Here is a 25,468-nt window from a genome sequence, read left to right on the forward strand (position 1 = left end):
GGCGGGACTCACATGAAGAGGTTAATGTTGGCAAAGGCCGCGTCGCTGTTGAGCAGATCGACCCGCTTGAGCTGGATGCGCAGGCTGTTCCCCTCGCTCACCAGCTCATGGCGCATCCAGCCGACGAACAGGGTCTGCTCGTCACGCCGGGTCTCGACATAGTGAAACGCGGTGCGCAGCACCCAGCGGCCGGCAGCCGGGTCGGCCGACTCGAGGGTGGGCTGTTGCAGCAGGTGGTGGCAGCGGCTCTTGGGTTGCTGCGAGAAGGTGCGCGCACCGCTCAGGCGTTCGATGCGCACGCGCAGCAGCAGCTTGTCTTCATACAGCAGCGAGGTGTGCAGGCGGGCGTCGGTCTGCCCGGGCTCCAGCGGCATCCAGTAATGGCCGTCGTCGGTGAAGAGCTGCAGCCAGTCGTCGAAACGCTGCTCGTCCAGCAGGCGCGCCTCGGCGTAGACAAAATCGGTCAATTGCTGGTCGGTGAAGCTGCTCATGCCGGGTTCTCCTGCGTTTGCAGATCTGTTGGTGTCGCCGCCGCCATGAACTTGGCCCAGGCGCGGTATTGGTTGCGCATCTGCAACTCGTTGGTGCCGTTGGTCGCCACGTTGACCTGGCCATGCTCGGCCGGGTCATACAGCCGGGACACGTTGATCCAGTCGCGGCCCATCGATTGAAGACCCTCCTGGGCACGCTCGTACATCTCCAGGTCATCGTGGCCGACCACCGAGGTGGGGGCGTTGACCAGCCGGTTGTACATCAGCGTGCGTTCCAGCAGCATGTCGGGTGCGCCCACCAGGCGGAAGGTCCAGCTCTCGACCAGGGTCTTGTTGGCCGCGATCGGCTTGAACAGGCGCAAGGTCTGGATCGGCCCCTTGACCATGATGTTCGGAAAGTACACCGTGTTGTGCCGTACATCGCCGAGGATGGCCTTGGCGCGCTCCTCGCCATAAGCGGCGACCATTTGCTCGCGATAGCCGGGCACGGCCGAGTAGTCGGCGTGAATCGAATCGGATACACCGGTGTGGCCGTGACCATTGTCCCAGACCCGAATGCCCATGTTCTCGAAAAATTCGTAGGGGTTCATGAAGGGCGCGAACAGTTCCACAGCCATCGGCTTGGGCGTGCCGGCCGGTGCCTGCTGCCACACCTTGACCGCGGTTCCGGCGGAAGACTCGTGGGCCACCATCGGGTGGCAGGTGTCGGTCTGGTTGTCGACCAGCATCTTCCAGTTGCAGTTGTGCATGTAGCGCAGCACGCCGCCGGCCACTTCCAGCTTGCCTTCGGGCGAACGGTCGACCATGTTGTCGATCGTCGACAACGATTCGCCAAAGTAGTCCGCAAAGCCGATGCCCGTCGGGCTGAGCCGGCAAAACACGAAATCGCGATAGACCTGCACGGCCTCCACCGCCGCCATGCCCTGGCTTGCTTCGCAGCTGTCGAAGCCGGTGTTTTCGTAGCCCTTCTTCAGCGGCATGGCCAGCAGTTTGCCGTCGGTCTTGAAGGTCCAGGCGTGGTACGGGCAGCGGAAGAACTTGCCGGTGTTGCCACAGGCTTCGCCGGCCACCTTGACACCCTTGTGCGGACACCGGTTGTGCAGCACCTTGATGCTGCCGTCGGCCTGGCGCACCATGACCACGGGTTGGGTGCCAACGGTCGTGGTGGTGAAGTCGCCCCCTTTGGGCACCTGGCTGGCGTGGCCCACATAGACCCAGGTGTTGGCGAACAGCTGGCTCATCTCCAGCTCGAACAGTTCCTGATCGATGTAGAGATCCTTGTGCGCTTCGGCCGCGCGCACGAGATTGGCAATTTTTGCGGCGACGGCTTCGGGCGGGCCTTGGTATTTGCTCATGGACTGTGTGTCTCCTCTTGTTGGTTGTTCATCGTCTACAAGTCCAGCACCAGGCGTTGGCCCTTGCAGCGCGAGATGCAGGTCTGGATCACGTTGCCGGCTCGCTTCTCGCTCTCGGACAAGACATAGTCGCGGTGGTCGGGTTCTCCCGCCAACACGGCAACCGCGCAAACGCCGCATTCACCGCGCTTGCAGTCGAACATCGGATCACAGCCGGCCTCGATCAGCACGTCAAGAATGCTTTTGTCGGCCGGCACGGTAAAGGTCTGTCCGCTGGTTTCCAACACCAGCTCGAAGGCATGGTCACCGGCTACGGGCGTTGGCGCGGTAAAGAGCTCGAAGTGCACGCGTTCGGGCGGCCAGCCGCACGCATGCGCTTGCGCCAGCACCGCATCCAGCATCACCTTGGGGCCGCACACATGCAGCCGGTCAGCCGGCGCGCAGGCGTCGAACAGCGCGGCGATGTCCAGCGGCGCACCGCTTTCGTCATCGGCGTGCACCCGCAGGTCGTCCCCGAGCAGCGCCTGCAACTCGGGCAGGAAGGCCATCAGCGCGCGGCTGCGACCGGCATAGTGCAGCCGCACCGGCGCGTCTTCGGCGCGGCGCTGTGTCGCCATGCTGACCAAGGGCGTAACGCCAATGCCCCCCGCCACCAACACGGTGCGGCCGTCGATGGGGCTGAGCGCGAAGTCGTTGCGCGGTGGCTCGACGGTGAGGGTTGCACCGACACTCACCTGCGTGTGCATCCAGCGCGAGCCGCCGCGCCCGTCATCCTCACGCCGCACGGCGATCAGGTACTCGGTCGGCGCGGCCGTAGCACCGGCGTGGGTGTCGAGATTGATCAGCGAGTATTGGCGCCAGTCCACCTGGCCATCGGGCAGCATGACTTGCACCTTGATGTGGGCGCCGGCCTGGTAGGCCGGCAGGGCCGAGCCGTCAAGCGCGCCGAGGCGCAACAGGCGGATCAGCGGGTTCAACAAGCGCGTTTCCTTGACGTGCAGCACCAGTGGGTGGGAAGCGTGGGGGGCGTGGGATGAAGTCATGGGACGTCCTTCTTGTCAGACCAGGGCGTGACGCCGTAGCGCGGCATGCAGCTGCTTACCGTGCTCGTCGGCCAGCGCCAGATCCCGCAATTCGCGCAATGTGGCGGGCGCCAGGGTGGGGCCGGCGCGCTTGACCGCGGCCATCAGGGTCTGGTAGTTCGCGAGTCCGCGTGCATGGGTGTCGCCATAGCCTTTGACCAGGCGCTGGCACTGCGCCAACTCGACCGCCAGGGCAGGATTGTGCGCAGCGGCGGTGGCGATGTGCGCCAGCCATTGCTCGATGCGCTGCGTCTCCCATTGAAAACGCAGACTGGAACGGCGCCAGACACGCAGCCGCGCGAGACCGTAGAGCATCAGATAGCCGCCCAGTGAACTCGTGGTGACGATGCGGCCTTCACGGGTGAAGCGCGCCAGCAGCTTGTGCGCCCAGTGCGGTTGCAGCAGCCAGCGGCCCAGGCCGGCGGGCAGGGTTTCGCAGATTTCCTCCATCCGCGGGTGCATGAATTCGTTGATGGCCAGTTGCTGTCCCGCTTTGATATGGACTTCACTGCGCACCCGCTCGAAGCGCGTCTTGCGGGTCTTGAGGTCGGCCACGCGGATCGTGTCTTCATACGACATCCACAGCGCCAGATGGCGCGCGGTCTCGCGCAGCAATTTGCCATCGGTGTCGCAAGGCAGCGCCCGCACGGTGGCCAGACGGTCCAGGTAGAGCGTGGCGTAGGCGGGATCCTGGTAGTCCATCAGGCGGCGCACGCCTTCGATCAACAGGGGCTGTGCGTCGGCGGGAAACTGGCTGCGGACCCGCTCCAGCAGGGCCGCCACCTCGGGGTGGCGCGGCCGGGGCGCAGGCGCCGGCAGTTGTTGGCTGCTCGCAGGCTCGCTCGTCTGTGCGACAGGAGGCTGGGCGTAGGCCGCGCCGAAGGCGAGCAGGCTGGACTTGACACCGACACCGCCGCGCGCGATCGTGGCTTCGAATTGCGTGCGACTAAAGGGCAATACGCCTGAGGCCGACAGCGCCCCGAACAGGACGGCGCTGACCATGCTGCCTGTCTGCTCGGCGGCCTGGGCCATGTCGAAACGCACGAACTGCTTGGCCGCCCGCGTGGCGTGGGCGATGAGCTCGGCGCTGTCGGCGCGGCCGTCGCCCATGGCGGATTTTTCGACAATCGAATACACCCGGTGGGTTGACGCAATCAGGGTCGTGCGCTGCGGCGTGACCAGCCCGCGCTGCACCGCGCGGCCGGCCTCCATGAGCTCGGAGGCCAGCACCACATCCACGTCGCCCGGCAGCGGCATCAAGGCCAGCACCGGCTGGCCGCCATCCTGCGCCGCCTGGGCCTGGGGATAGAGTTCAACGTAGTAAATGGTGGCGCCGGTGCGCTGGGCGACACCAGGCACCGAGGTGGTTTGCGCGATGTAGCCGCAGTGCTCGCCGAGATCGACGAGCCAGTCGGCCAGCACGCCGCCGCCCTCACCGCCCATGGCGAGGATAGCGATCTTGATGGGTTGAACAGTCATGGCAATGGAATCCTCAGAAGGCATAGCGCTCAAGGCGGCGCTGTGCGCGCGCCTGCAGCAGTCCGATGACGGCGCCGCGCACGCGCTCGCTCACACGGTCCCAGCGGGTCGGGTTGCTCACGATCTCCGCGCGGTAGAAGGAGGGACAGAGCACGGCCGCGTGCGCGACCTCGCCGCACAGGCCGCAGCCGACGCAGCTGTCGAGCACGGTGGCCACCGGGTCGGTGCGCAGGGGATCGGGGTTGGTCTTGATCGACAGCGAGGGGCAGCCCGACAGGCGGATGCAGGAATGGTCGCCGGTGCAGGTGTCCGGATCGACACCGAAGCGCTCGCGCACCACGCGCTTGCCGTCCGCGATGGCCTTGCGCACTTTGGGCTTGTCGCGCCGCTGCTTGTTGAGCATGCATTCGCTCTGGGCGATCAGGACCTTGGGCCCCTTCTCGGCGGTCGTGAGCGCCTCGCGCAGGGTGCCCATCATGGTCTTGAGGTCGTAGGTACGGCGCACCACCTTGACCCAGTTGGCACCCACACCGCGCGCCGCCTTCTCGATGGCGTGGTTGGTGCTGCGCGTCGGGTTCTGCGCGGTGGACGAAAGGATGTCCTGACCGCCGGTGGCGGCGGTGTAGCTGTTGTCCACCACGATGGTCAGGTTGTCGCTGCGGTTGAACACCGCGTTGGCGATACCGCTGGTCAGTCCGTTGTGCCAGAAGCCGCCATCGCCCATGACCGAGATCGCGCGCTTGCCCGCCGGCACATTCAGGGCCGCAGCGCCGGCCGTTCCCAAGCCATAGCCCATGGTGGTGTTGCCGAGGTTGAACGGCGGCAGGATCGAGAACAGGTGGCAGCCGATGTCGGCGCTGATGTGGTGCTCGCCCAGCTCTCGCTCCACCAGTTTCACGGCGGTGAAGATCGGGCGCTCCGGGCAGCCGGTGCAAAAACTCGGCGGGCGCGACTGCAAGCTGGCGTCCAGTGGCAGGCGCGGGCTTGGCGCGTCCGCCAGCACGGTGATGGGCGCGAACGAGGCGTCGGCGACCAGCGGGATGATCTTGCGCACGACGGGCGCGGCCGGCACCGGTTCGAGCCGGCCATAGGTCTCCAGAAAAGCGCGTGCGCCCTGGAGGACGGCGGCCGTGGTGTATTCGCCCGCGACCGGCAGCACGTCCTTGCCATGCAGCGCGGTGAGCGAGCCCGCCTGGCGCAGGATGGCCGCGACGTTCTGTTCGACGAAGTTGGGCTGCCCTTCCTCCACCAGCAGGATGGCGCGCTTGCCCTCGCAGAAGCGCAGCAGCTCCGAGTCGATCAACGGGTAGGCGACGTTCATCACGTACAGCGGCACCTGGGAGTTGCCATACACATCGGCCATGCCGAGCTGCCCGAGCGAGCGGATCAGCGTGTTGTAGCAGCCGCCTTGCACCACGATGCCGATGTCATCGGCATCGGCGGCGAAGAATTCGTTGAGCCCACGCTCTTCAATGAAACGCACCGCGGCCGGCCAGCGCTGCGTGATCTTTTCCTGCTCATGCACAAAGCTCGCCGGCGGCAGCACGATGCGGCTGACGTCTCGCTGGGGGTTCTCCATTGCTTCCTGGATGGTGAATTGCGGCCGTACATTGTCGGCAGCCACGAACTGACCATGCACATGGCAAGAGCGAATGCGCAACTGCAGCATGACCGGGGTATGGCTGGCTTCGGACAACTCAAAGCCAACCTTGACCGCCTGCACGATGCTGGGCAGGTTGGGCCGCGGGTCCAGCAACCACATCTGCGATTTCATCGCAAAGGCGTGGCTGCGTTCCTGCATGATGGAGGAGCCCTCGCCATAGTCCTCCCCCACGATGATCAGGGCGCCGCCGGTGACGCCGCCGGAGGCGAGATTGGCCAGTGCATCGGACGCCACGTTGGTGCCGACGGTGGCTTTGAACGTGACCGCGCCGCGCAGTGGGTAGTTGACGGAAGCGGCCAGAGTGGCCGCGGCGGTCGCCTCGCTCGCGCTGTTTTCGAAACGGATGCCATGCTCGGACAGGATGTCCTGCGCATCGGCCAGCACATCCATCAAGTGAGAAATAGGCGAGCCCTGATAGCCGGCGATGTAGGCCACACCCGACTCCAGCAGTGCCTTGGTAACGGCGAGAATGCCCTCGCCGCTGAACACCTCGCCGGCGCCAAGACGGAGCCTCTTTACTTCTTCAACGAATGAACGTTCAGCCATAAATTTCCTTCAACTGCGTGCGATCGACATGACAACGTATGATTCTGGATGAAGTTTACTTCTGAATTGTTTTTATGTAAACATATCCAAAATCATCGTTTACCCTTACATGCAAGGCTTGTGCCAGAAAAATGGAGTAGCGCCGCTATGATGCAAAACACTATGTCCCTCACCCCAGAACTACCTTTTGTAGACGACTACCTGGCGGCCTTGCTGGCCCAGGCCAGCGCACTGATTTCCACGGAATTTCATGCCGTGGTTCGAGCCAGCGGCTTCTCCGTCAGCGAGTGGCGAATCCTCGCGACGCTCACCGATGGCGACGGCATGAGCATCGGGGAGCTGGCCCAGATTTCGGTCACGAAGCAGCCGACGGTGACGCGCCTGCTGGACCGCATGGAAGCCAAAGACTATGTGGAACGATTCGCGCACGAAACGGATCGGCGCATCACGATGGTGCGTATCACGCACCAAGGCCAGACAATCCTGACCGATCTGATCCGTCAGGCCAAGGAACATGAACATCGGGTGCTGGAGCCTTTCGGCCACAAGCAGGCAGAGGATCTCAAGGCGACATTGCGCAAGATCATCGAGCTTCACCGGCCAGCTTCCTAACCGGCCTCCTGGCCCGTCTCCTGACCGGAGACCCGGGTACTCCAGCGCTGCTCATCCAGGGCCATCACCCCCCATCTCGAACCGCCGCATACCATGAACACCACACTCTTTGAACTCCAGGGCGCCGTCGCCGTGATCACCCTCGACCAGCCGCCCGTCAACAGCCTGGGCCACGCGTTGCGCCAGCGCATCGTGGCGGCGCTGGACGCCGCCCTGGCCGACCCCGCCGTGCGCGCCATCGTGCTGACGGGTAAGGACAAGGCCTTTTCCGCCAGCGCCGACGTGAGTGAATTCGGCAGCCCGCTGCAACTGGCCGAGCCGCTGTTGGGCCAGGTACTGGCGCGCGTGGAGAGTTGCAGCAAACCCGTGATTGCCGCCCTCGGTGGCGTGGCGCTGGGCGGTGGGCTGGAACTGGCGCTGGCCTGCCACGGCCGCGTGGCGCTGGACACGGCCAGACTGGGCCTGCCGGAAATTCTGTTGGGACTGATCCCGGGCGCCGGCGGCACACAACGCCTGCCGCGCCTGACCGGCATGGACACCGCACTGGCCCTGATTCAGAGCGGCCAGCCGCAAAGCGGCCGACAGCTGGCCGAGTCGGGACTGCTGGACCAGGTCGTGACCGAAGGACTGATGGAAGCGGCCAAGGCCTTGGCCCTTGCGTTGGCCGATCAATTGGCGAAGCACGGCACGCCCTTGCCCCGCGCGCGCGACCAGCAGCTCGATCCCGCCAGCACGCAAGCCCTGCTGACCCGCCAGCGCGAGAAATTGAGCCCGCGCCAGCAACTGCAACCGGCCTACACCGCCTTGCTCGACGCGCTGGCTGCCGCGACAACGCCGTTTGAAGAGGGACTGAAACGCGAGCGCGAACTGTTCCTGCGACTGCTGAACAGCACGCCGGCGAAGGCGCTACGCAATCAGTTCTTCGCCGAGCGCGAGGCGGCCAAACTGGCGGCTGCGCTGCAAACCAACCCGCGTTTTGTGCAGACTGTGGCCGTGATTGGCGCCGGCACCATGGGCGCCGGCATTGCCATTTGCGCGCTGGACGCCGGGCTGAACGTGATCCTGCTGGAGCAGGACGAGGCCGCCCTGCAGCGCGGCTGCCAGCGCGTCGCCGAGCACTACCGAAGCCGCGTGAGTGCTGGCAAGCTCAAGGCCAGTGTTGCCGCCGCCAGCGAAGCCCGTCTGAACCCCAGCACCGACTGGGCGCAACTGTGTCAGGCCGACCTGGTGATCGAAGCCGTGTTCGAGGACCTGGCTGTCAAGCAGGCAGTATTCCGGCAGATCGACTTGCATGCCCGCATGGGTGCCGTGCTGGCGACCAACACCTCCTACCTGGACGTGGACGCCATTGCAAATGTCACGGCCCGCCCGCAGGAGGTGCTGGGCCTGCATTTCTTCAGCCCGGCCAACGTCATGAAGTTGCTCGAAGTGGTGCGCGGCACCCACACCGCCCCCGACGTATTGGCCACCGGTATGGCCCTGGGCAGAACGCTGAAGAAGCTGCCGGTGCTCACCGGCAATGCCTTTGGCTTCATCGGCAACCGCATCTACAACGCCTACCGCAAGCAGTGTGAGTTCATGCTGGAAGACGGCGCCTGGCCCGAAGACGTGGACCGCGCGCTCACTGACTTTGGCTTTGCCATGGGCCCGTTTGCCGTGGCCGATCTGTCGGGGCTGGACATTGCCTGGCGCATGCGCCAGGCGGCAGCCGCCAGCCGTGATCCGCGCGAGCGCTATGTGGCCATCCTCGACCGGCTGTGCGAGCAAGGCCGGCTGGGGCGCAAGAGCGGCGCCGGTTACTACAACTACGAAGGCGGCAAACAGGTCAAGAGCAGCGACGCCGTGGTGCGCAGCCTGATCGAGCAGGCCTCGCAGCAGCGCGGCCTGACGCGCCGCCCGCTGGGCACCAGCGAGATCCAGCGCCGCGCCCTGCTGGCCATGGTCAACGAAGCGGCGCTGCTGCTGGCCGAGGGCGTGGCCAGCCGTGCCAGCGACATCGACGTGGTGCTGGTGCAAGGCTATGGCTTTCCGCGCTGGGAAGGCGGCCCGGTGTTCTGGGCACGCCAGCAAGACCGGGCAGCGCTGGAACAGGATCTGGATGGGCTGGCCGAGATCAGCGGCCCCGGTTTTGTCCGGTGCGCTCAGGCGCTGACACCTTAGGCCGACGCTCTTTGCAGCCGGTCGCGCACGCCATCCCACTCGGGAGTTTCGGGTGGCGTCTCGATCCAGATCAGTTTCACGCCCTGGTTGTCAAAATCGCGCAGCACGGCGAACAGCTGCTGAGCGGTAGCGTCCGCGTCGTCGGGCATACGTCGGCGCAGTACCTTGCTGGAAGGGGTTTTGAGGATGGCGCGGGAATAGGTGGCGATGAGCGGGCTGGCCGCAGTCGTGTCGATATCGGCGCCCAACAGGTCCAGCGCCGTCTGCAGGGCGCGGGCATCCATCAGGCGCACCCTGGCATTCGGCGCGTAGTGGGATTCCAGGGTTCCAGAGGCCCGTGGCGCAGGTGCAGTGTGCGCTTTCAGCTCATCTTTCAATAGCACTTTCTGGCCGCACACGGCCTGTACCTGCTCGCGGGTGATGGCGCCCGGTCGCAGCAGCACGGGCACGCCGCGCGTGCAGTCGATGATGGTGGACTCGATACCCACCGCGCAGGGGCCGCCGTCCAGAATCAGCAGGTCCGCGCCGAATTCGCCCTGCACGTGCGCGGCGGTGGTCGGGCTGACGCGGCCGAACTGGTTGGCGCTGGGCGCGGCAACACCCCAGACGGGGCGCATGGCTTGTTTCGCAGGCCATGCGGCTGGCGAAGCTTGCCGGTTTTGTTCTGCTACCGCGTTTTTTCCCGGCTCCAGGCAGGCCTTGAGCAGCGCCTGCGCCACCGGGTGCGAGGGACAGCGCAGGCCGATCGAGTCCTGGCCACCGGCCGCCGCCGCCGCCACGCCTTCGCGGCGCGGCAGGATCAGGGTGAGCGGGCCCGGCCAAAAGGCCTGGATGAGCAGGTGGGCAAAGTCCGGCACATGGTCGGCAAAGTGCGCCACGCCGGCCTCGTTGAGCACATGCACGATCAGGGGATGGTCTGCCGGTCGGCCTTTGGCCGCAAAAATCTTGGCGACGGCGCTGTCGTTTTCGGCGTCGGCGGCCAAGCCGTAAACCGTCTCGGTTGGCAAGCCCAATAGCTCGCCAGCCCTGATTCGATCTGCACCAGCCGCTATGGATTCAGCAGCCAATCCATCCAGGATCATGATCGAGTCCGCACTCAAAACGCCTCAATGCCGAGGATGGCCGCCGCCGCCAGGGCCGTGGCGCGCACCTCGGCCACCGTGGCACCGGTCAGGGTCAGGTGCCCCATCTTGCGGCCCTTGCTGGCCTTGAGCTTGCCGTACAGCTGCAAGTGGGCGCCGGGCAGCGCCAGCACCTGATCCCAAGGCGGCGTCTTGTTATCGACCCACAAATCGCCCAGCAGATTGAGCATGATGGCCGGGCTGTGCTGGCGCGGCTGCACCAGCGGCAGGCCGGCCAGGGTGCGCACCTGCAGATCGAACTGCGAGAGATCGCAGGCGTCCAGGCTGTAGTGGCCACTGTTGTGCGGGCGCGGCGCCATCTCGTTGACGATCAGCTTGCCCAGCGCTTGGGCCTCGGCCGTGCCCTCGTGCAGGATGAAAAACTCCACGCACAGCACGCCCACGTACTGCAACTCTTCCGCGATCGATTTAGTAGCTACTACCGCTTGTTCCGCGAGGGCTGGAGGCAGATTTCCTTCAAAAGCCTCGGTCACCGCCAGAATTCCCTCGCGGTGCAGGTTCAACTGCACCGGCAGATTGACACAGGTACCGTCCCAGCCGCGCGCCACGATCACCGAGCACTCGGCTTTCAGCGGCAGCATCTTTTCCAGCACGCAAGTCACGTTCTTGAGTTCGTCCCAGCCGCTGGCGAGCTCGGCCCGGTTGCTCACGCGCACCTGGCCCTTGCCGTCGTAGCCCATGCGCGCGGTCTTCAGGATGCCGGGCAGCAAGTCTTCGGTCACGGCGGCCAGTTGGGCCGCGCTTTCGATCACCGCGTAAGGCGCGCACGGCACGCCACAGCGCACAAAATGCGCCTTCTCCTTGACCCTGTCTTGCGCAATACCCACGGCCTCGGCACTGGGCGCCACCGGCCGGGCGGAGCCCAAGGTCATCAGGGCGGGCGCCGGCACGTTTTCAAATTCGGTGGTGATGGCGGCGCAGCGCTGCATCAGCTGCGCCAGGCCCTGCTCGTCCAGGTAATCGGTCTGGATGTGGTAGTGGCTCACCAGGCCCGCTGGGCTGATCACGTCGGGGTCCAGCACCACGGTGAAATAACCCATGGCCTGGGCCGCCTGCACGAACATGCGACCGAGCTGCCCGCCACCCATCACGCCCAGCGTCGCCTGTTGACCGCTGGCCGCGCTACCCGGCAAAACCGTCTGGCGGCTCATAGCACCGGCGGCAGCGTCATGCCACGGGCGATTTCGGTTTGTTCGGCGCGAAAGGCGTCGAGTTTGGCGCGCAGGGCCGGGTCGTCATTGGCCAGCATGGCCACGGCAAACAAGGCGGCGTTGGCGGCGCCGGCGGCGCCAATCGCAAAGGTGGCCACCGGTATGCCCTTGGGCATTTGCACAATGCTGTGCAGCGAATCCACGCCCGACAGATGCTTGCTGGCCACCGGCACCCCCAGCACCGGCACCGTGGTTTTGGCCGCCAGCATGCCCGGCAGATGCGCCGCGCCGCCAGCCCCGGCGATGATGGCCTTGAGGCCCCGGCCCACGGCGGCTTCCGCGTAGGCAAACATATCGTCCGGCATGCGGTGCGCCGACACCACGCGGGCGTCATGAGGGATACCAAACTGTTGGAGAATGTGGACTGCGTGTTGCATGGTGTCCCAGTCGGAACTGGAACCCATGACGACGCCGATTTGAATATGTTTCATAGTGCCGAATTTTACTTACTCACCCCGAGCTACCCAAAATGATGAACGTAACTGCTGATAACTTCAATGCCGAACTGCTGGACGTCTCGATGCACACCCCGGTGCTGGTTGACTTCTGGGCGCCCTGGTGCGGCCCCTGCAAAGTGATCGGCCCGATTCTGGAAAAGCTGGAAACCGACTACGCTGGCCGCTTCAAGCTGGTGAAGATTGACTCGGATCAGGAGCAGGAACTGAGTCAGGCTTTTGGCGTTCGCAGCATTCCGACCTGCGTGCTGATGTACCAGGGCAAACCGGTGGACGGCTTCATGGGCGCCTTGCCCGAAGGCAAGATCAAGGAGTTTCTGGACAAGCATCTGCCCGAAGGCGACGTGCTGGAGGCCGAAGTCACCAGCGTTGAAGTTGGCGACGCACCCGACGCCAACGACCCGGAGGCGATCCACGAGGCGCTGCACCAGGCCGTGCTGAAGAACCCGGACGATGAAAACGCCCGTTTTGAATACATCAAGCACCTGCTGCTGCTGGACCGCGATGACGACGCCAAGGTGGCTTTCGCGCCCGTGATTGCGAAAACCGGGCTGGTGCGGCGCTTTGATTCCCTGCAACGCTGGATGAACGCTATTGATTTCGCAGCTGATCGCGCTGATTTGACGGGGGCTAGCGTCGGATTTGATGCAAAAATTGCGCTGAACAAGCGCGACTTCGATAGCCGCTTCGCCAAGGCGCAAGTCCTGATGGCAACGCAAGACTGGACCGGCGCCATGGACGAACTGCTGGAAATCCTGATGCGCGACAAAGCCTGGGCCGACGATCTGGCGCGCAAGACCTATATCGCCATTCTGGACATCATCGAGCCCGCGCCGATCAAGGTCGCCGACGGCCAGATCCCCCCGGTGGACCCCACGGTCGCCACCTACCGCCGCCGCTTGAGCAGCGTGGTGCTGAGCTAAATAGCCAGGCGGCTTCTGGAGAGCCGCTTCACAAATATTGTGGGCGGCTCGGTAGTTACCCTCGCTACGGCTTCTTCCTATCGCAGCTACTATTTTCAACTTAAAAATAGTACGAGCGTGCTATTTTTAAACTCAACAACAACAAAGGAAACATCGAATGAGCTATTTCAAGGCTTTATGGGCCGCCCTGGGCGCGACGCTGCTGGTCGCAGCATGTGGTGGTGGCGGGGATGGGGGCACCAACACCAACCCGGCGCGCGGCGAGCTCATGCAGAATCCGCCGCCGCGCATCGCCTCGATGAGCGCCGCCGACTTCAGCGCCAAACTGCAGGCCAGCACCAGCGGGCAAGGCCTGCAGCAGTTGGCGGGCACGCCGGTGTGCGGCGTCGATGTGCAGTACATCCGCTACGGCACCGTCGGCGGCACAGGTGAGGCCACCCATGCCTCGGGCGCCTTGCTGGTGCCCACCGGCAGCGCGCCCCAATGCACGGGTGCGCGCCCGATCGTGCTGTATGCCCACGGCACCAACATCACCAAACGCTACAACCTGGCGGACTTCACCGACAGCACCAACCCGGCCTATTCGGAGGGCCAGTTCCTCGCCGCCCTGTATGCAGCCCAGGGCTACATCGTGGTGGCGCCCAACTATGCCGGCTACGACAGCTCTTCCCTGGGCTACCACCCCTACCTGAATGCCGACCAGCAGTCCAAGGACATGATGGACGCGCTGACCGCCGCCAGGAAGGCGCTGCCGGGCCTGCCCTCGCCCACCAGCGCCAGTGCCAAGCTGTTCATCACCGGCTACTCGCAGGGCGGCCACGTCGCCATGGCCACGCACCGCGCCATGCAGGCCGCCGGCATCCCGGTCACCGCCTCGGCCCCCATGTCCGGGCCTTATGCGCTGGCTGCCCAGTCTGACGCGACTTTCTATGGCAACGTGAACGCTGGCGGCACCGTCTTTACGCCCTTGATTTTCACGAGCTTTCAAAAGGCCTACGGCAATTTGTACAGCAGCCCGTCCGACATTTATGAAAGCGCTTATGCCACCGGCATCGAGTCGCTGCTGCCGGGAATTTACGACTCCACCACCGTGTTCAGCAGTGGCAAGCTACCCCAGTTGGCGCTCTTCAGCAACACCGCGCCGCTACCCGCTTATGCAGCAATCACGCCGCCGACCGGCACCGGCGCCACCGATGCCTTGTTCGCCGCTGGCTTTGGCCCCGCCAACCTGATCAAGAACAGCGCACGCTTGAGCTACCTGACGGACGCAGCGACCAGTCCCGATGGCGTGGTGCCGGCGTTCACGACCGGCGCGCCCGCGGCCAACCCGCAAAACCCGATCCGCGCGGCGGTCAAGCGCAACGATCTGCGGGGCTGGACGCCGACGACACCGGTGCTGCTGTGCGGCGGCAATGGCGATCCGACCGTGTTCTATAGCCTGAACACTGGCGTGATGGGTGCTTTGTGGGCACCTCAAGTGGCGGCGCGCCTGGTCACGGTGCTCGACATTGACTCAGCCGTTGGCACGAGCGATCCGTTCGCTGCGGCCAAGGTGGGGTTTGCCAACGCCAAGGCCGCAACCATCGCCGCCGCAGGCGCCAATGCAGCCGCCGTCGTGACCGCTTCCTACCATGGCGGTTTGGTGCCGCCGTACTGCAACGCGGCAGCGCGTGGCTTCTTCTCGCAGTTTTAACCGACCGTGCTGGCTGTCACCGGTACAGGGGTACGGGTGACAGTCAGTCTTGTATTTCGGTATTCGCCTCACACCGCGTCGGCGGTCTCCGCTTTTTCAGCTTTTTCCGCTGCATCCACAACCGGCTCTTTGACCGCCGCCCAGCCGCGACACATCTCGGCGGGCAAGGAGCTTTTGCGGTTGATCAAATCATGTTTGGCAAACAGCTCGGCGATCCAGTCGACGAAGACGCGCACCTTGTTGCTCAGGTGCCGATTCGGTGGGTAGACCACATAGATCGGTTTGGCCTCGGTGCACCAGCCGGTGAACAGCGGCTCCAGCGCGCCGCTGCTGATGTGGTTCTGCACCAGGAAGCTCAAGGTAAACAGGACGCCCAGACCCGACAGCCCCGCCACAACGCCGGCGTTGGAGTCATTGACCGCGAGCTGGTGACGCCCTTCGACTTCCACCACTTCGCCATCCTTGTGCATCTTGAGGACATACAGCTTGTTATTGCTCGTCGACACATAGCGAATCGTGTGATGCCCGTTCTCGAGTTCGCCCGGATGCTGCGGTACGCCGTGGCGCTGGAGGTAGGCTGGGGACGCACAGGCCATCACGTAAAACTCGCCAATCCGCCGCGCCACCAGTGACTGGTCCGTGATCTCGCCGGCACGCACCACGCAGTCCACATTTTCGGCAATGATGTCGACCGGCCGGTCGCTGACGCCCAACTGCAGCTGGATGTCCGGATAGCGCGCATAAAAGTCCGGCAGCGCCGGAATAATGACGGCCAGGCCCAGGGACGAAGGAACATCCACCTTCACTTTGCCGCGCGGGCTGGCCTTGGCACGCGACATGCTCGACTCCAGCTCATGCACCTCGCCCAGCAAGCGGCTGGCCTGCTCGTAATAGGCCGCGCCGTCGACGGTGACGGTGACCTTGCGCGTGGTGCGGTTGAGCAATTTGGTGTCCAGCTCTTTTTCCAGGTCCTGGATCAGGCGGGTGACCGTGGCTTTGGGCAGGTGCATCGAGTCGGCGGCCTTGGTAAAGGTGCCGGCTTCGACGACACGCACAAAAGCCTGCATGGCGGAAAATTTGTCCATGAAAATCCTGTCGGGTTAAGGGCTGGCCTCAAGGGTTTATCAGACGAGAAGCGTCGATTGCGGGTCGATTGTTTCTCTGGTGAAACAAAGTATAAGCAAAACGGCTATTTATTGTCCGGCCGATCCACCCTACATTCTGCTGCATCGCAACAAACTGGCGCCGCCTGGCGGCTTGACAAGATGCACGGCCTTCACACCTCCCCTTCCAGCACGCCTGCGGCGCGGCCGCAAGAGGTGGACAAACAGATCACTATTTCGCTGAACCGGCCCTTGGGCGTGCGCTTTTACGGCGGTCGCAGCGCGCTGGCCGCCTCTGCGCCTGTCCCCCTGGTGCTTCATTTTCATGCGGGTGCTTTTGTCGGCGGCTCGCTGGATAGCGGCTCGTGCATCCCGCGCCTGCTGGCCCAGGCCGGGGCGGTGGTCATGTCGATTGACTATCCGCTGGCACCGGCCCAGCCTTTTCCACAAGCGGTGGAAACCGGTTACGCGGCGCTGGTGTGGGCCTGGAAAGCCCGCCACAAGCTGGCCGGCAAGGGTGCGCCTATTTTCGTCGCGGGCGAGGAAGCCGGCGGCAACCTAGCAGCCGCCGTCACCCTGATGGCGCGCGACCAGCAGCAAACTGCGCTGGCCGGGCAAATTTTGTTGTCCCCGATGCTGGACCCCTGCATGGCCACCGCGTCCTTGCGCTGTGCCGATGCCGGCCCGGTCGGTTGCCTCTGGGCCGATGGCTGGCACCAGTACCTGTCGCGCCTGGAGCAGGCCAGCCATCCCTATGCCGCGCCAGGCCATGCGCTGCGCCTGTCCGCGCTGCCGCCGACCCTGCTGCTGACCGCGCAGGACGATCCCCTGCGGGACGAATCGCTGGCTTATGCCGAGCGCTTGCGCAACGCCGGGCGCCTGGTGCATGCCACCGTGCTGCCCGGCCCGACCGGTTGGCCCAGCAGCTACCTGCAGCCCGCCAGCCACGAGGCGGCCTGGGCGCCCGCCGTGCGGCAGCAGTTCAGCGCCTTCTTCGACGGCTTTTCGGACCGTGCGGCAGCGGAATTCACGGCTAAGCTTTTTTCTTCACCCCCTGTTTCAGTTTCGTAATTCCATTTTTCGAGGACCTTCATCATGCAGAAAATTCAACTCCACACCCCTCGACACCGCCTGCTGGCCGTGGTGCTGGCCGTCCTGGCCGTGGCGGGCATCGCCGGCGCCGTGCTGGGTGTCTCCCGTTCCGAGGCTCAACCCGGTGCAGCGGCCGAGGCGCCGGCGACACCGGTGTCCGTGGCCACCGTCGTGCAAAGCGAGGTGGCAGCCTGGGACGAGTTTTCCGGCCGGCTCGAAGCCGTGGAGCGGGTCGATATCCGCTCGCGGGTGGCCGGCACGATCCAGGCCGTGCACTTTCGGGAGGGCGCGCTGGTCAGCAAAGGCGAGCTGCTGCTGACCATCGACCCGGCGCCTTATGCCGCCGAGGTGGAGCGTGCCGATGCCCAGGTGGCGGCGGCCCAGGCCCGGGTGACGCAGGCCAAGGGCGAGCAGGAACGGTCGCAGCGCCTCTGGACCGAGCAGGCCATCTCCAAGCGCGAATTGGATGAGCGCGTCAACGGCCAGCGTGAAGCCGATGCCAATTTGCGCGCCGCCCAGGCGGCCTTGCAAACGGCGCAACTCAGCCTGGGCTACACGCAGTTGCGGGCGCCGGTGTCCGGTCGCGTCGGCAAGCTGGAAGTGACCATCGGCAACCTGATTGCAGCCGGCCCGGGCGCACCGGTGTTGACCACGCTGGTGTCGGTCAGCCCGATTTATGCGAGCTTCGACGCCGACGAGCAGGTGGTCGCCAAGGCCCTGAAGGATGTTGGCGTGAAGGGCGAGCGCAAGCTGGAGCGCATCCCCGTGCAAATGGGCACCGCCGCCAGCACCGACACGCCGTTTGCGGGCCGCCTGCAACTGGTCGACAACCAGGTCGACCCGAAGAGCGGCACCGTGCGCGCCCGTGCCGTGTTCGACAACAAGGATGGCCAGCTGATACCCGGCCAGTTTGCGCGCATCCGCATGGGCCAGGCCACCCAGGGCACGGCGCTGTTGATCAACGAGCGCGCCGTCGGCACCGATCAGAACAAGAAATTCGTGCTGGTGGTCGGCGCCGACAACAAGGCGATGTACCGCGAAGTCACGCTGGGTGCGTCGGTCAACGGCCTGCGCATCGTGAAGGACGGACTGGCGGCCAATGAACGCATCGTCGTCAATGGCCTGCAGCGCGTTCGCCCGGGCGCCCTGGTGGCGCCGCAGGTGGTGGAGATGTCGGCCAAGGCCGAACTGGCCAAGCCGGTCCTGCTGGCCGCGAAATCATGAGCCGGCGCCTGAACCCGAGCCCGCCATTGACCTGAACCAGAAGAATTGCCATGAATCTTTCCAAATTTTTTATCGACCGGCCGATTTTTGCCGGCGTGCTGTCCTTGCTGATGCTGATTGCCGGCCTGGTCGCGCTGCGCGGCCTGCCGATTTCGGAGTATCCGGAAGTGGCGCCGCCGACGGTGGTGGTGCGCGCCCAGTACCCGGGCGCCAACCCGAAAGTGATTGCCGAGACGGTGGCCACACCGCTGGAGGAATCCATCAACGGGGTGGAAGGCATGCTCTACATGAACAGCCAGGCCACCACCGACGGTGTGATGACGCTGGCCGTCACCTTCAAGCTGGGCACCGACCCCGACAAGGCGCAGCAGATGGTGCAAAACCGCGTCTCGCAGGCCGAGCCGCGCCTGCCTGAAGAGGTGCGCCGGCTGGGCGTGAGCACGGTCAAGAGCTCGCCCAACATCACGATGGTGGTGCACCTGGTGTCGCCCAATGACCGTTACGACATCAACTACCTGCGCAATTACGCGGTGCTGAATGTCAAGGACCGGCTCGCGCGCATCCAGGGCGTGGGACAGGTGCAGGTTTTTGGCGGCGGCGATTATTCCATGCGCGTCTGGCTGGACCCGCAAAAAGTCGCGCAACGCGGCCTCTCGGCCAGCGATGTGGTCAGCGCCATTCGCGGCCAGAACGTCCAGGCCGCGGCCGGTGTGGTCGGTGCCTCGCCCGGGCTGGAGGGGGTGGACATGCAACTGTCGATCAACGCCCAGGGGCGCTTGCAAAATGAAGAAGAGTTCGGCGACATCATCGTCAAGACCGGTGCCGACGGCGCGGTCACGCGGCTGCGCGACATTGCGCGCCTGGAGCTGGGCGCCGCCGACTACGCGCTGCGTTCGCTGCTGAACAACAAGCCGGCCGTGGGCATGGGCGTGTTCCAGGCGCCGGGTTCCAACTCGCTGGATATCTCAGCCGAGGTGCGCAAGACCATGGACGAGCTTGCCAGGAACATGCCCGAGGGCGTGGAGTACCGCATCGCCTACGACCCGACGCAGTTCGTGCGCGCGTCCATCAAATCGGTGATCACGACCCTGCTCGAAGCCATCGCGCTGGTGGTGCTGGTGGTGATCTTGTTTTTGCAAACCTGGCGTGCCTCCATCATTCCGCTGCTGGCGGTGCCGGTGTCGGTGGTCGGCACCTTTGCCGTGCTGCACTTGCTGGGCTTTTCCATCAACGCGCTCAGCCTGTTCGGGCTGGTGCTGGCCATCGGCATTGTGGTGGACGATGCCATCGTGGTGGTCGAAAACGTGGAGCGCAATATCGAGAGCGGTTTGACGCCGCGCGAGGCGACCTACCGCGCCATGCGCGAGGTGTCGGGCCCGATCATTGCAATTGCGCTGGTGCTGGTGGCGGTGTTTGTCCCGCTGGCGTTCATCAGCGGCTTGACCGGCCAGTTCTACCGCCAGTTTGCGGTGACGATTGCGATATCGACCGTGATTTCGGCGATCAATTCGCTGACCTTGTCGCCGGCCCTGGCCGCCTTGCTGCTGAAGAGTCACGATGCGCCCAAGGATGCGCTGACGCGCGGCATGGACAAGGTCTTTGGCCGCTTCTTCGCCGGCTTCAACCGCCTGTTCAGCCGCGGTGCCACGGGCTACAGCACGGGTGTGACAAGCGCGATCTCGCGCAAGACGCTGATGCTGGTCTTGTACCTGGTGCTGGTCGGCGCGACGGTCGGCATCTTCAAGCTGGTGCCCGGCGGTTTTGTGCCGGCGCAGGACAAGCAGTACCTGATTGGTTTTGCGCAGTTGCCGGACGGCGCCACGCTGGATCGGACCGAAGACGTGATCAAACGCATGGGCGAGCTCATGAAGAAGAACCCGAACGTGGAGGATGCGATTGCCTTCCCGGGCCTGTCGATCAACGGCTTTACCAACAGCTCCAACTCGGGCATTGTGTTTGCCACGCTCAAGCCGTTTGCCGAACGTAACCGCAAGGACCAGAGCGGCGGCGCGGTGGCCGGACAACTCAACCAGGCTTTCGGCAGCATTCAGGACGCCTTCATCGTGATGTTCCCGCCACCGCCGGTGGAGGGCCTGGGCACGACGGGGGGTTTCAAGCTGCAACTGGAAGATCGCGCCTCGCTCGGTTATGAGGCCATGGACACGGCGGTCAAGGCCTTCATGGGCAAGGTCGCGCAGGCGCCCGAGCTGGCCGGGATTTTTACCAGCTGGCAGGTCAACGTGCCGCAGCTGTATGCCGACATCGACCGCACCAAGGCGCGCCAGCTCCATGTGCCGGTGACGGATATTTTCGACACCATGCAGATCTACCTCGGCAGCCTGTACGCCAACGACTTCAACAAGTTTGGCCGCACCTACAGCGTGCGCGTGCAGGCCGACGCCGCCTACCGTGCGCGGGCTGAAGACGTGGGCCTGCTCAAGGTGCGCTCCACCACCGGCGAGATGGTGCCGCTGTCGGCGCTGATGAAGGTGCAGTCCAGCTTTGGCCCCGAGCGCGCCATGCGCTACAACGGCTACCTCTCGGCCGACGTGAGCGGCGGCCCGGCACCGGGTTACTCGTCCGGCCAGGCGCAAGCTGCGGTGGAACGCATTGCGGCCGAGACCTTGCCCAAAGGCATCAGCTTTGAGTGGACCGAGCTGACCTACCAGGAAATCCTGGCCGGCAACTCCGCCGTGCTGGTGTTCCCGCTGGCGATTCTGCTGGTCTTCCTGGTGCTGGCGGCGCAGTATGAAAGCCTGACCTTGCCGGTCGCGATTATTCTGATCGTGCCCATGGGGCTGCTGGCCGCGATGACGGGCGTGTGGCTGTCGGGTGGGGAGAACAATGTCTTCACCCAGATCGGGCTGATGGTGCTGGTGGGCCTGTCGGCGAAGAACGCCATCCTGATCGTGGAGTTCGCGCGGGAACTGGAGTTTGCCGGGCGCACACCGGTGCAGGCCGCCATCGAGGCCAGCCGCCTGCGTTTGCGCCCCATCCTGATGACCTCGCTGGCCTTCGTGATGGGTGTATTGCCGCTGGTGCTGTCAACCGGCGCCGGTGCGGAGATGCGTTCGGCCATGGGGGTGGCGGTGTTCTCCGGGATGATTGGCGTGACGGCGTTTGGACTGTTTCTCACGCCGGTGTTTTACGTGGCACTTCGCCGCCTGGCGGGCAACCGCCCGCTCAAACTGCATGGCGAAGTGCCGCACCTGGATGGCTTTGCCACCAGCCACGCGGCGGGCGGTGCGCCTGGCCATGCCCAGCCCGCTGCGGCCATCGGACACCACGAATAACAAACCATGAAAACCCAGGAGTTCCTCATGAACCAGACCTCTTCCAAGCGGCGCCTGGCGCTGCTGCCGCTGCTCGCCGCGCTGGTGCTGGCCGGCTGCGCGACCAGCGCGTCTATCGATGCGTCCAGCCTGCCGGCGGCACCCACGACCTTCAAGGAAAACACCGCTCCTACCGCATCGAGCATCACGTCAATCAACCCGGCGAGCACACCAGCCCAGGCGCAAGGCCTGTGGTGGAAAGTGTTCTCCGATCCGGTGCTGGACCAGCTGGTCGACCAGGCCGGCCGCAACAACAACAGCGTGCAAGTGGCAGCCGGTCGCCTGGCACAGGCCCGCGCGATTGCCGGCCTGACCGACGCCAACCGTTCCCTGCAGGTGGGCCTGGGCGCCGGTGCCACGCGCCAGAATAATTCAACGACCGGCAATGTGGCTCAAACCGTGGTCAGTGCCGGCGCCAACCTGTCGTATGAAGTGGACCTGTTCGGCAAGCTTTCTGCCGCGTCGAACGCCGCCGCACTGGATGCCCAGTCCCGCGAAGCCCTGCTGCGCAGCACGCAACTGCTGGTGCAGGCCGATGTGGCCCAGACCTACCTGAGCCTGCGCGCCATCGACAGCGAACGCACCCTGGTGCGCGAGACGCTGCAGGCCTACCGCAATACTTTGCGCCTGACGGAAGTGCGCTTCAAGGAAGGCGATGTAGCCGAGCTGGATGTGGCGCGCGTGCGCTCTGAAGTGGCGTCCACCGAATCCGAAGCCTTCGCACTCGACCAGCGCCGCGCCCAGCTCGAACATGCGCTGGCCGTGCTGGTGGGCGAAGTCGCCTCCCGCTTTCAGGTCACGCCCACCGAATGGGCGACGGCCTTGCCCGCCATACCGGCCGGCGTGCCCAGCACCGTGTTGACGCGCCGGCCCGATATCGCGGCGGCCCAAAGCAGCATGCAGTCCGCCCAGGCGCGCGTCGGTGTCGCCCAAGCGGCCTGGTTCCCCAGCTTTTCGCTGACAGCCAACGGCGGCTATGCGGCGCCCGAGCTCAAGGACTTGTTCACGATGTCCGCCCAGGCCTGGGGCGTGGGCGCACTGCTCTCCTTGCCGCTGTTTGACGGCGGCCGGCGCGAAGCCGGTGTGCAAAATGCGCGTGCCGAACTCGACATCGCTTTGGCCAATTACCGCGAGCAGGTGCTGGTCGCCTTCCGGGATGTGGAAGACCAGCTGGCTTCGCTGCGGCTGCTGGCCGAGCAGTCCGAAGCGCAGTCGCGTTCGGTTGCGTCGAGCAGCCGCGCCACCGTGCTGTCGGACTCGCGCTACCGCAATGGCTTCGTCAGCCAGCTCGAACTGCTGGATGCGCAGCGAAGTGAGTTGCGCAACCGCAGGCAGGCGCTGCAGGTGCGAGCGGCGCAGTACTTGGCCACGGTCGGGCTGATCCGTGCGCTGGGGGGTGGCTGGGCTTGAATTACCAGGTCATCGGATGCTCGAGATAACTGTTTCTCGGGCGGGTACGCAGGCTATAGCGTCAGGTGGATTCGCTCAACAGTGCTTCAATAACGCTGGCGCCCAGGTGGTCATCCGGGTCCAGCAGGCGCAAGCGTGCCACCAGGGCGGTGGCGCTGTCGCGCTCACCGCGGCGCAGCTGAATAAAAGCCAGCGCCTTGAGCGTAAAGAGCCAGAAGCGCGCCGGTCCGGGAACCGAAAAATCCGTGGCCCCCGGCAACACCGTTTGCCAGTCAAGCGACAGCTGCGCCGCTTGCGCCGCCGCAGCCAGCCCCTTGCTGGCCGCCTGCAACGCCAGGTCCAGCTCGCCGCGCCCGGCATGCATCTTGTAAAGCATGTAATACACCGGCAACTGATCCGGCGCGGTGGCCACCGCGGTCCACAGCGCGGCTTGCACCTGCGCGGGCAGCGCATTGCGCGCCACATCGATCAGGTGCTGCACGGCGGGTGACACCGTCCCGCCAAACAATTCGACCGATTCGATCCCGGTACCCAGATTCACCAGACTGTCGCCGGTGCCAGCAGGCGCGCGACCGGCGTGCCGCCTTCGAGGTGGCTGTTGAAAATTTCTTCAACATCGCTGGGCGCCACACCGCTATAGAGAACCGCCTCGGGATAGACCAGCACATTAGGCCCTTTTTCGCACGGCCCCAGGCAACCCGAATAGGTGACGGCGATCTTCTCGTAAGCCTGGCGCTTTTGCAGTTCGGCCCAGAAGGCCTGCAACACGGCACTGGAACCTTTGGCAGCGCAGGAGCCGCGCGGATGCTCGGCCGGCCGGTTCTGGTTGCAGACGAAGACGTGGCGTTGGGGTTTGCTCATGGTGTTCCCTTTAACCGAACTTGAACAAAATGCCGTGGCCGCCGCGCGGATATTCCCAATCCACGTTGAGGTGCTCGCTGCAAATGATGCGGCAGCTGCCGCATTCCAGACAGCCGTCGGTGATCAGGGTCACGCTGCCATTACCTTCGGTCTTGTAGCACGAGGCCGGGCAGACAAAGGTGCAGCTCTTGACGACGCAGACGTTGGTGCAGATGTCGGCGTCCTTGATTTTGATGTGCGGCCGGCCCGCGTCGACGCGGTAGCGGTTCTGGAAGAGTTTCTCTTCGACATTGACGGCAATGGCATTCATCGGATGGCCTTCCAGAGTTTGTACGCGTCACCCACCAGGCCGGTGAGCTTGCGGGTCTTGCGGAAGCTCGCGAATATTTCGCGCTCTTTGGTCTTCTTGTCCACACCGTCCACTGTGATCATGGTGCGGGCGGCTTGCGCCACCATGTCGGGATAGCTGGTGAAGAACTGAGGGTTCTTGTGCAGCACGGCGGGCATGTCGCGGTATTTGTAGAGGTCCTTCATCACAAAGCTGGCATCGAGCGCGGTCTTGTAGGGCTTGAGCGCGCCGGTGCGGAAGCCCTTGCCGGCGGCCTTGGCCGCAATCACCGTCTCGGCGGCGAGTCGCCCGGTGGTCATCGCCAGGTTCGAGCCTTCGCGGTGCACGGCATTCACAAAACCGCCCGAATCCCCGACGATCATCCAGCCGTTGCCGTAGATCTGCGGTATGGCGTGAAAGCCGCCCTCGGGGATCAGGTGCGCGCAGTATTCCTTCATCTCGCCGCCTTCGATCAGCGGGGCGATGGCGGGGTGGCGCTTCATCTGCTCCAGCAAGGTGTAAGGGCTGGTGCGGTTCGGGTTGTTCTTGAAATCGCCCAGCATGCAGCCGACACCGATGGTGATCGATTCCTTGTTGGTGTAGAGAAAACCGGTGCCCATCATGCCGTCGGTGATGCGCCCCACCATCTCGATCACCACGCCGGATTCCTCGCCGATGTTGAAGCGCTGGCGGATGGTTTCTTCCGGCATGAAGAGAATCTCTTTCACGGCCAGGGCCACGTTGCCGGCCGGAATCTCGGGATGAAAACCGGCCTTGCGCGCCAGCGTGGAGTTCACGCCATCGGCCAGGATCACGACGTCGGCAAAGACCTCGCCCTGCAGGCGGTCGCAACTCACGCCGACCACCTGGTCGCCGTCCATGATCAGGTGGTTCACCGTGGTTTCGCAGATCAGCAAGGCGCCGGCTTCGCGCACTTTGGCGCTGAACCATTTGTCGAACTGCGCGCGCAGGATGGTGTAACGGTTGTAGGGCGGCTTGTTGTAGTCCTCGCTGCGGATGTGCGTGCCGACGAAGGAGGTCTCATCCAGCAGCCACATGCGCTGCTCGATGATGTGGCGCTCCAGCGGCGCGTCGTCGCGGAAGTCGGGAATGATCTCTTCCAGCGCCTTGGCGTAGAGGATGGCGCCCTGCACGTTTTTGCTGCCGGGGTATTCGCCGCGCTCGATCTGCAGCACCTTGAGCCCGGCCTTGGCCAGGGTGTAGGCGGCGGCGTTGCCGGAGGGGCCGGCGCCGACGACGATGGCGTCAAATTGGGATGGTTTTTTCATCTCGTTCTCCTGTAAGC

The 25,468-nt window shown here is 64.7% G+C and carries 21 protein-coding genes; 8 read left to right on the forward strand and 13 right to left on the reverse strand.

Going from position 1 to position 25,468, the window contains the following annotated elements; all coding sequences use genetic code 11:
* Window positions 1-8 precede the first annotated feature (8 nt).
* Genes C5P05_RS19475 through C5P05_RS19495 form a run of 5 tightly spaced genes read right to left on the reverse strand, consistent with a single transcriptional unit; the run spans window position 9 to window position 6,616 of the window.
* The gene (locus tag C5P05_RS19475) at window positions 9-491 is read right to left on the reverse strand and encodes an aromatic-ring-hydroxylating dioxygenase subunit beta (protein WP_114971499.1); all 483 of its coding nucleotides are present in this window, start codon (window positions 489-491) and stop codon (window positions 9-11) included.
* The gene (locus C5P05_RS19480; protein WP_114971500.1) at window positions 488-1,846 is read right to left on the reverse strand and encodes an aromatic ring-hydroxylating dioxygenase subunit alpha; all 1,359 of its coding nucleotides are present in this window, start codon (window positions 1,844-1,846) and stop codon (window positions 488-490) included. The genes C5P05_RS19475 and C5P05_RS19480 overlap by 4 nt, the downstream gene beginning before the upstream one ends.
* 35 nt (window positions 1,847-1,881) lie before the next feature.
* Window positions 1,882-2,889, reverse strand: a complete 1,008-nt coding sequence (locus C5P05_RS19485) for a PDR/VanB family oxidoreductase (protein WP_114971501.1) — start codon at window positions 2,887-2,889, stop codon at window positions 1,882-1,884.
* 15 nt (window positions 2,890-2,904) lie between these two features.
* Window positions 2,905-4,407 (reverse strand): indolepyruvate oxidoreductase subunit beta family protein, encoded by a 1,503-nt coding sequence (locus C5P05_RS19490; protein ID WP_114971675.1) that lies wholly within the window; start codon window positions 4,405-4,407, stop codon window positions 2,905-2,907.
* A 13-nt stretch (window positions 4,408-4,420) separates the two neighbouring features.
* Window positions 4,421-6,616 carry a thiamine pyrophosphate-dependent enzyme gene (locus C5P05_RS19495; RefSeq protein ID WP_114971502.1) on the reverse strand — a complete coding sequence of 732 codons (2,196 nt, stop codon included), beginning with the start codon at window positions 6,614-6,616 and terminating at the stop codon, window positions 4,421-4,423.
* Between the two features lie 162 nt (window positions 6,617-6,778).
* Here C5P05_RS19495 and C5P05_RS19500 point away from each other — a divergent pair, with 162 nt between their 5' ends.
* Window positions 6,779-7,228 (forward strand): MarR family winged helix-turn-helix transcriptional regulator, encoded by a 450-nt coding sequence (locus tag C5P05_RS19500; protein ID WP_114971503.1) that lies wholly within the window; start codon window positions 6,779-6,781, stop codon window positions 7,226-7,228.
* A gap of 93 nt (window positions 7,229-7,321) precedes the next feature.
* Window positions 7,322-9,388 (forward strand): 3-hydroxyacyl-CoA dehydrogenase NAD-binding domain-containing protein, encoded by a 2,067-nt coding sequence (locus tag C5P05_RS19505; protein ID WP_114971504.1) that lies wholly within the window; start codon window positions 7,322-7,324, stop codon window positions 9,386-9,388.
* Here the strand turns inward: C5P05_RS19505 and C5P05_RS19510 are convergent.
* The 3 genes from C5P05_RS19510 to purE are packed head-to-tail and all read right to left on the reverse strand — an operon-like array spanning window position 9,385 to window position 12,172.
* Window positions 9,385-10,470: an L-threonylcarbamoyladenylate synthase gene (locus C5P05_RS19510; RefSeq protein ID WP_114971505.1), complete on the reverse strand. Its 1,086-nt coding sequence runs from the start codon at window positions 10,468-10,470 to the stop codon at window positions 9,385-9,387. The genes C5P05_RS19505 and C5P05_RS19510 overlap by 4 nt on opposite strands.
* 14 nt (window positions 10,471-10,484) lie before the next feature.
* Window positions 10,485-11,681: a 5-(carboxyamino)imidazole ribonucleotide synthase gene (locus C5P05_RS19515; protein ID WP_114971506.1), complete on the reverse strand. Its 1,197-nt coding sequence runs from the start codon at window positions 11,679-11,681 to the stop codon at window positions 10,485-10,487.
* Window positions 11,678-12,172: a 5-(carboxyamino)imidazole ribonucleotide mutase gene (gene purE, locus C5P05_RS19520; protein ID WP_114971507.1), complete on the reverse strand. Its 495-nt coding sequence runs from the start codon at window positions 12,170-12,172 to the stop codon at window positions 11,678-11,680. Before purE ends, C5P05_RS19515 begins: the two co-directional genes overlap by 4 nt.
* 38 nt (window positions 12,173-12,210) lie before the next feature.
* Here purE and trxA point away from each other — a divergent pair, with 38 nt between their 5' ends.
* Complete coding sequence (gene trxA / locus C5P05_RS19525) at window positions 12,211-13,119, forward strand: thioredoxin (RefSeq protein WP_114971508.1); 909 nt, start codon at window positions 12,211-12,213, stop codon at window positions 13,117-13,119.
* 157 nt (window positions 13,120-13,276) lie between these two features.
* Window positions 13,277-14,812: an alpha/beta hydrolase family protein gene (locus tag C5P05_RS19530; protein WP_114971509.1), complete on the forward strand. Its 1,536-nt coding sequence runs from the start codon at window positions 13,277-13,279 to the stop codon at window positions 14,810-14,812.
* Window positions 14,813-14,880: 68 nt separating this feature from the next.
* On the opposite strand, the gene C5P05_RS19535 is transcribed toward C5P05_RS19530, so the two are convergent.
* The gene (locus tag C5P05_RS19535) at window positions 14,881-15,897 is read right to left on the reverse strand and encodes a LysR family transcriptional regulator (protein WP_114971510.1); all 1,017 of its coding nucleotides are present in this window, start codon (window positions 15,895-15,897) and stop codon (window positions 14,881-14,883) included.
* Window positions 15,898-16,077: 180 nt separating this feature from the next.
* On the opposite strand from C5P05_RS19535, the gene C5P05_RS19540 reads away from it, so the two are divergent.
* The 4 genes from C5P05_RS19540 to C5P05_RS19555 are packed head-to-tail and all read left to right on the forward strand — an operon-like array spanning window position 16,078 to window position 22,973.
* Window positions 16,078-16,986, forward strand: a complete 909-nt coding sequence (locus tag C5P05_RS19540; RefSeq protein WP_114971511.1) for an alpha/beta hydrolase — start codon at window positions 16,078-16,080, stop codon at window positions 16,984-16,986.
* A gap of 24 nt (window positions 16,987-17,010) precedes the next feature.
* On the forward strand, window positions 17,011-18,231 hold the full coding sequence (locus C5P05_RS19545; protein ID WP_114971512.1) for an efflux RND transporter periplasmic adaptor subunit: 1,221 nt from the start codon (window positions 17,011-17,013) through the stop codon (window positions 18,229-18,231).
* A gap of 50 nt (window positions 18,232-18,281) precedes the next feature.
* On the forward strand, window positions 18,282-21,524 hold the full coding sequence (locus C5P05_RS19550) for an efflux RND transporter permease subunit (RefSeq protein ID WP_114971513.1): 3,243 nt from the start codon (window positions 18,282-18,284) through the stop codon (window positions 21,522-21,524).
* 27 nt (window positions 21,525-21,551) lie between these two features.
* Window positions 21,552-22,973 (forward strand): efflux transporter outer membrane subunit, encoded by a 1,422-nt coding sequence (locus C5P05_RS19555; RefSeq protein WP_114971514.1) that lies wholly within the window; start codon window positions 21,552-21,554, stop codon window positions 22,971-22,973.
* Between the two features lie 61 nt (window positions 22,974-23,034).
* On the opposite strand, the gene C5P05_RS19560 is transcribed toward C5P05_RS19555, so the two are convergent.
* Genes C5P05_RS19560 through C5P05_RS19575 form a run of 4 tightly spaced genes read right to left on the reverse strand, consistent with a single transcriptional unit; the run spans window position 23,035 to window position 25,451 of the window.
* Window positions 23,035-23,514: a hypothetical protein gene (locus tag C5P05_RS19560; protein ID WP_114971515.1), complete on the reverse strand. Its 480-nt coding sequence runs from the start codon at window positions 23,512-23,514 to the stop codon at window positions 23,035-23,037.
* Window positions 23,511-23,834, reverse strand: coding sequence for a (2Fe-2S) ferredoxin domain-containing protein (locus C5P05_RS19565; protein ID WP_114971516.1), 324 nt, complete (start codon window positions 23,832-23,834; stop codon window positions 23,511-23,513). The genes C5P05_RS19560 and C5P05_RS19565 overlap by 4 nt, the downstream gene beginning before the upstream one ends.
* A 10-nt stretch (window positions 23,835-23,844) precedes the next feature.
* Complete coding sequence (locus C5P05_RS19570; protein ID WP_114971517.1) at window positions 23,845-24,144, reverse strand: ferredoxin family protein; 300 nt, start codon at window positions 24,142-24,144, stop codon at window positions 23,845-23,847.
* Window positions 24,141-25,451 (reverse strand): FAD-dependent monooxygenase, encoded by a 1,311-nt coding sequence (locus C5P05_RS19575; RefSeq protein WP_114971518.1) that lies wholly within the window; start codon window positions 25,449-25,451, stop codon window positions 24,141-24,143. Before C5P05_RS19575 ends, C5P05_RS19570 begins: the two co-directional genes overlap by 4 nt.
* Between the last annotated feature and the right edge of the window lie 17 nt (window positions 25,452-25,468).

The organism is Rhodoferax ferrireducens, from assembly GCF_003347515.1.
In the GTDB taxonomy this organism is placed as follows: Bacteria; Pseudomonadota; Gammaproteobacteria; order Burkholderiales; family Burkholderiaceae_C; genus Rhodoferax.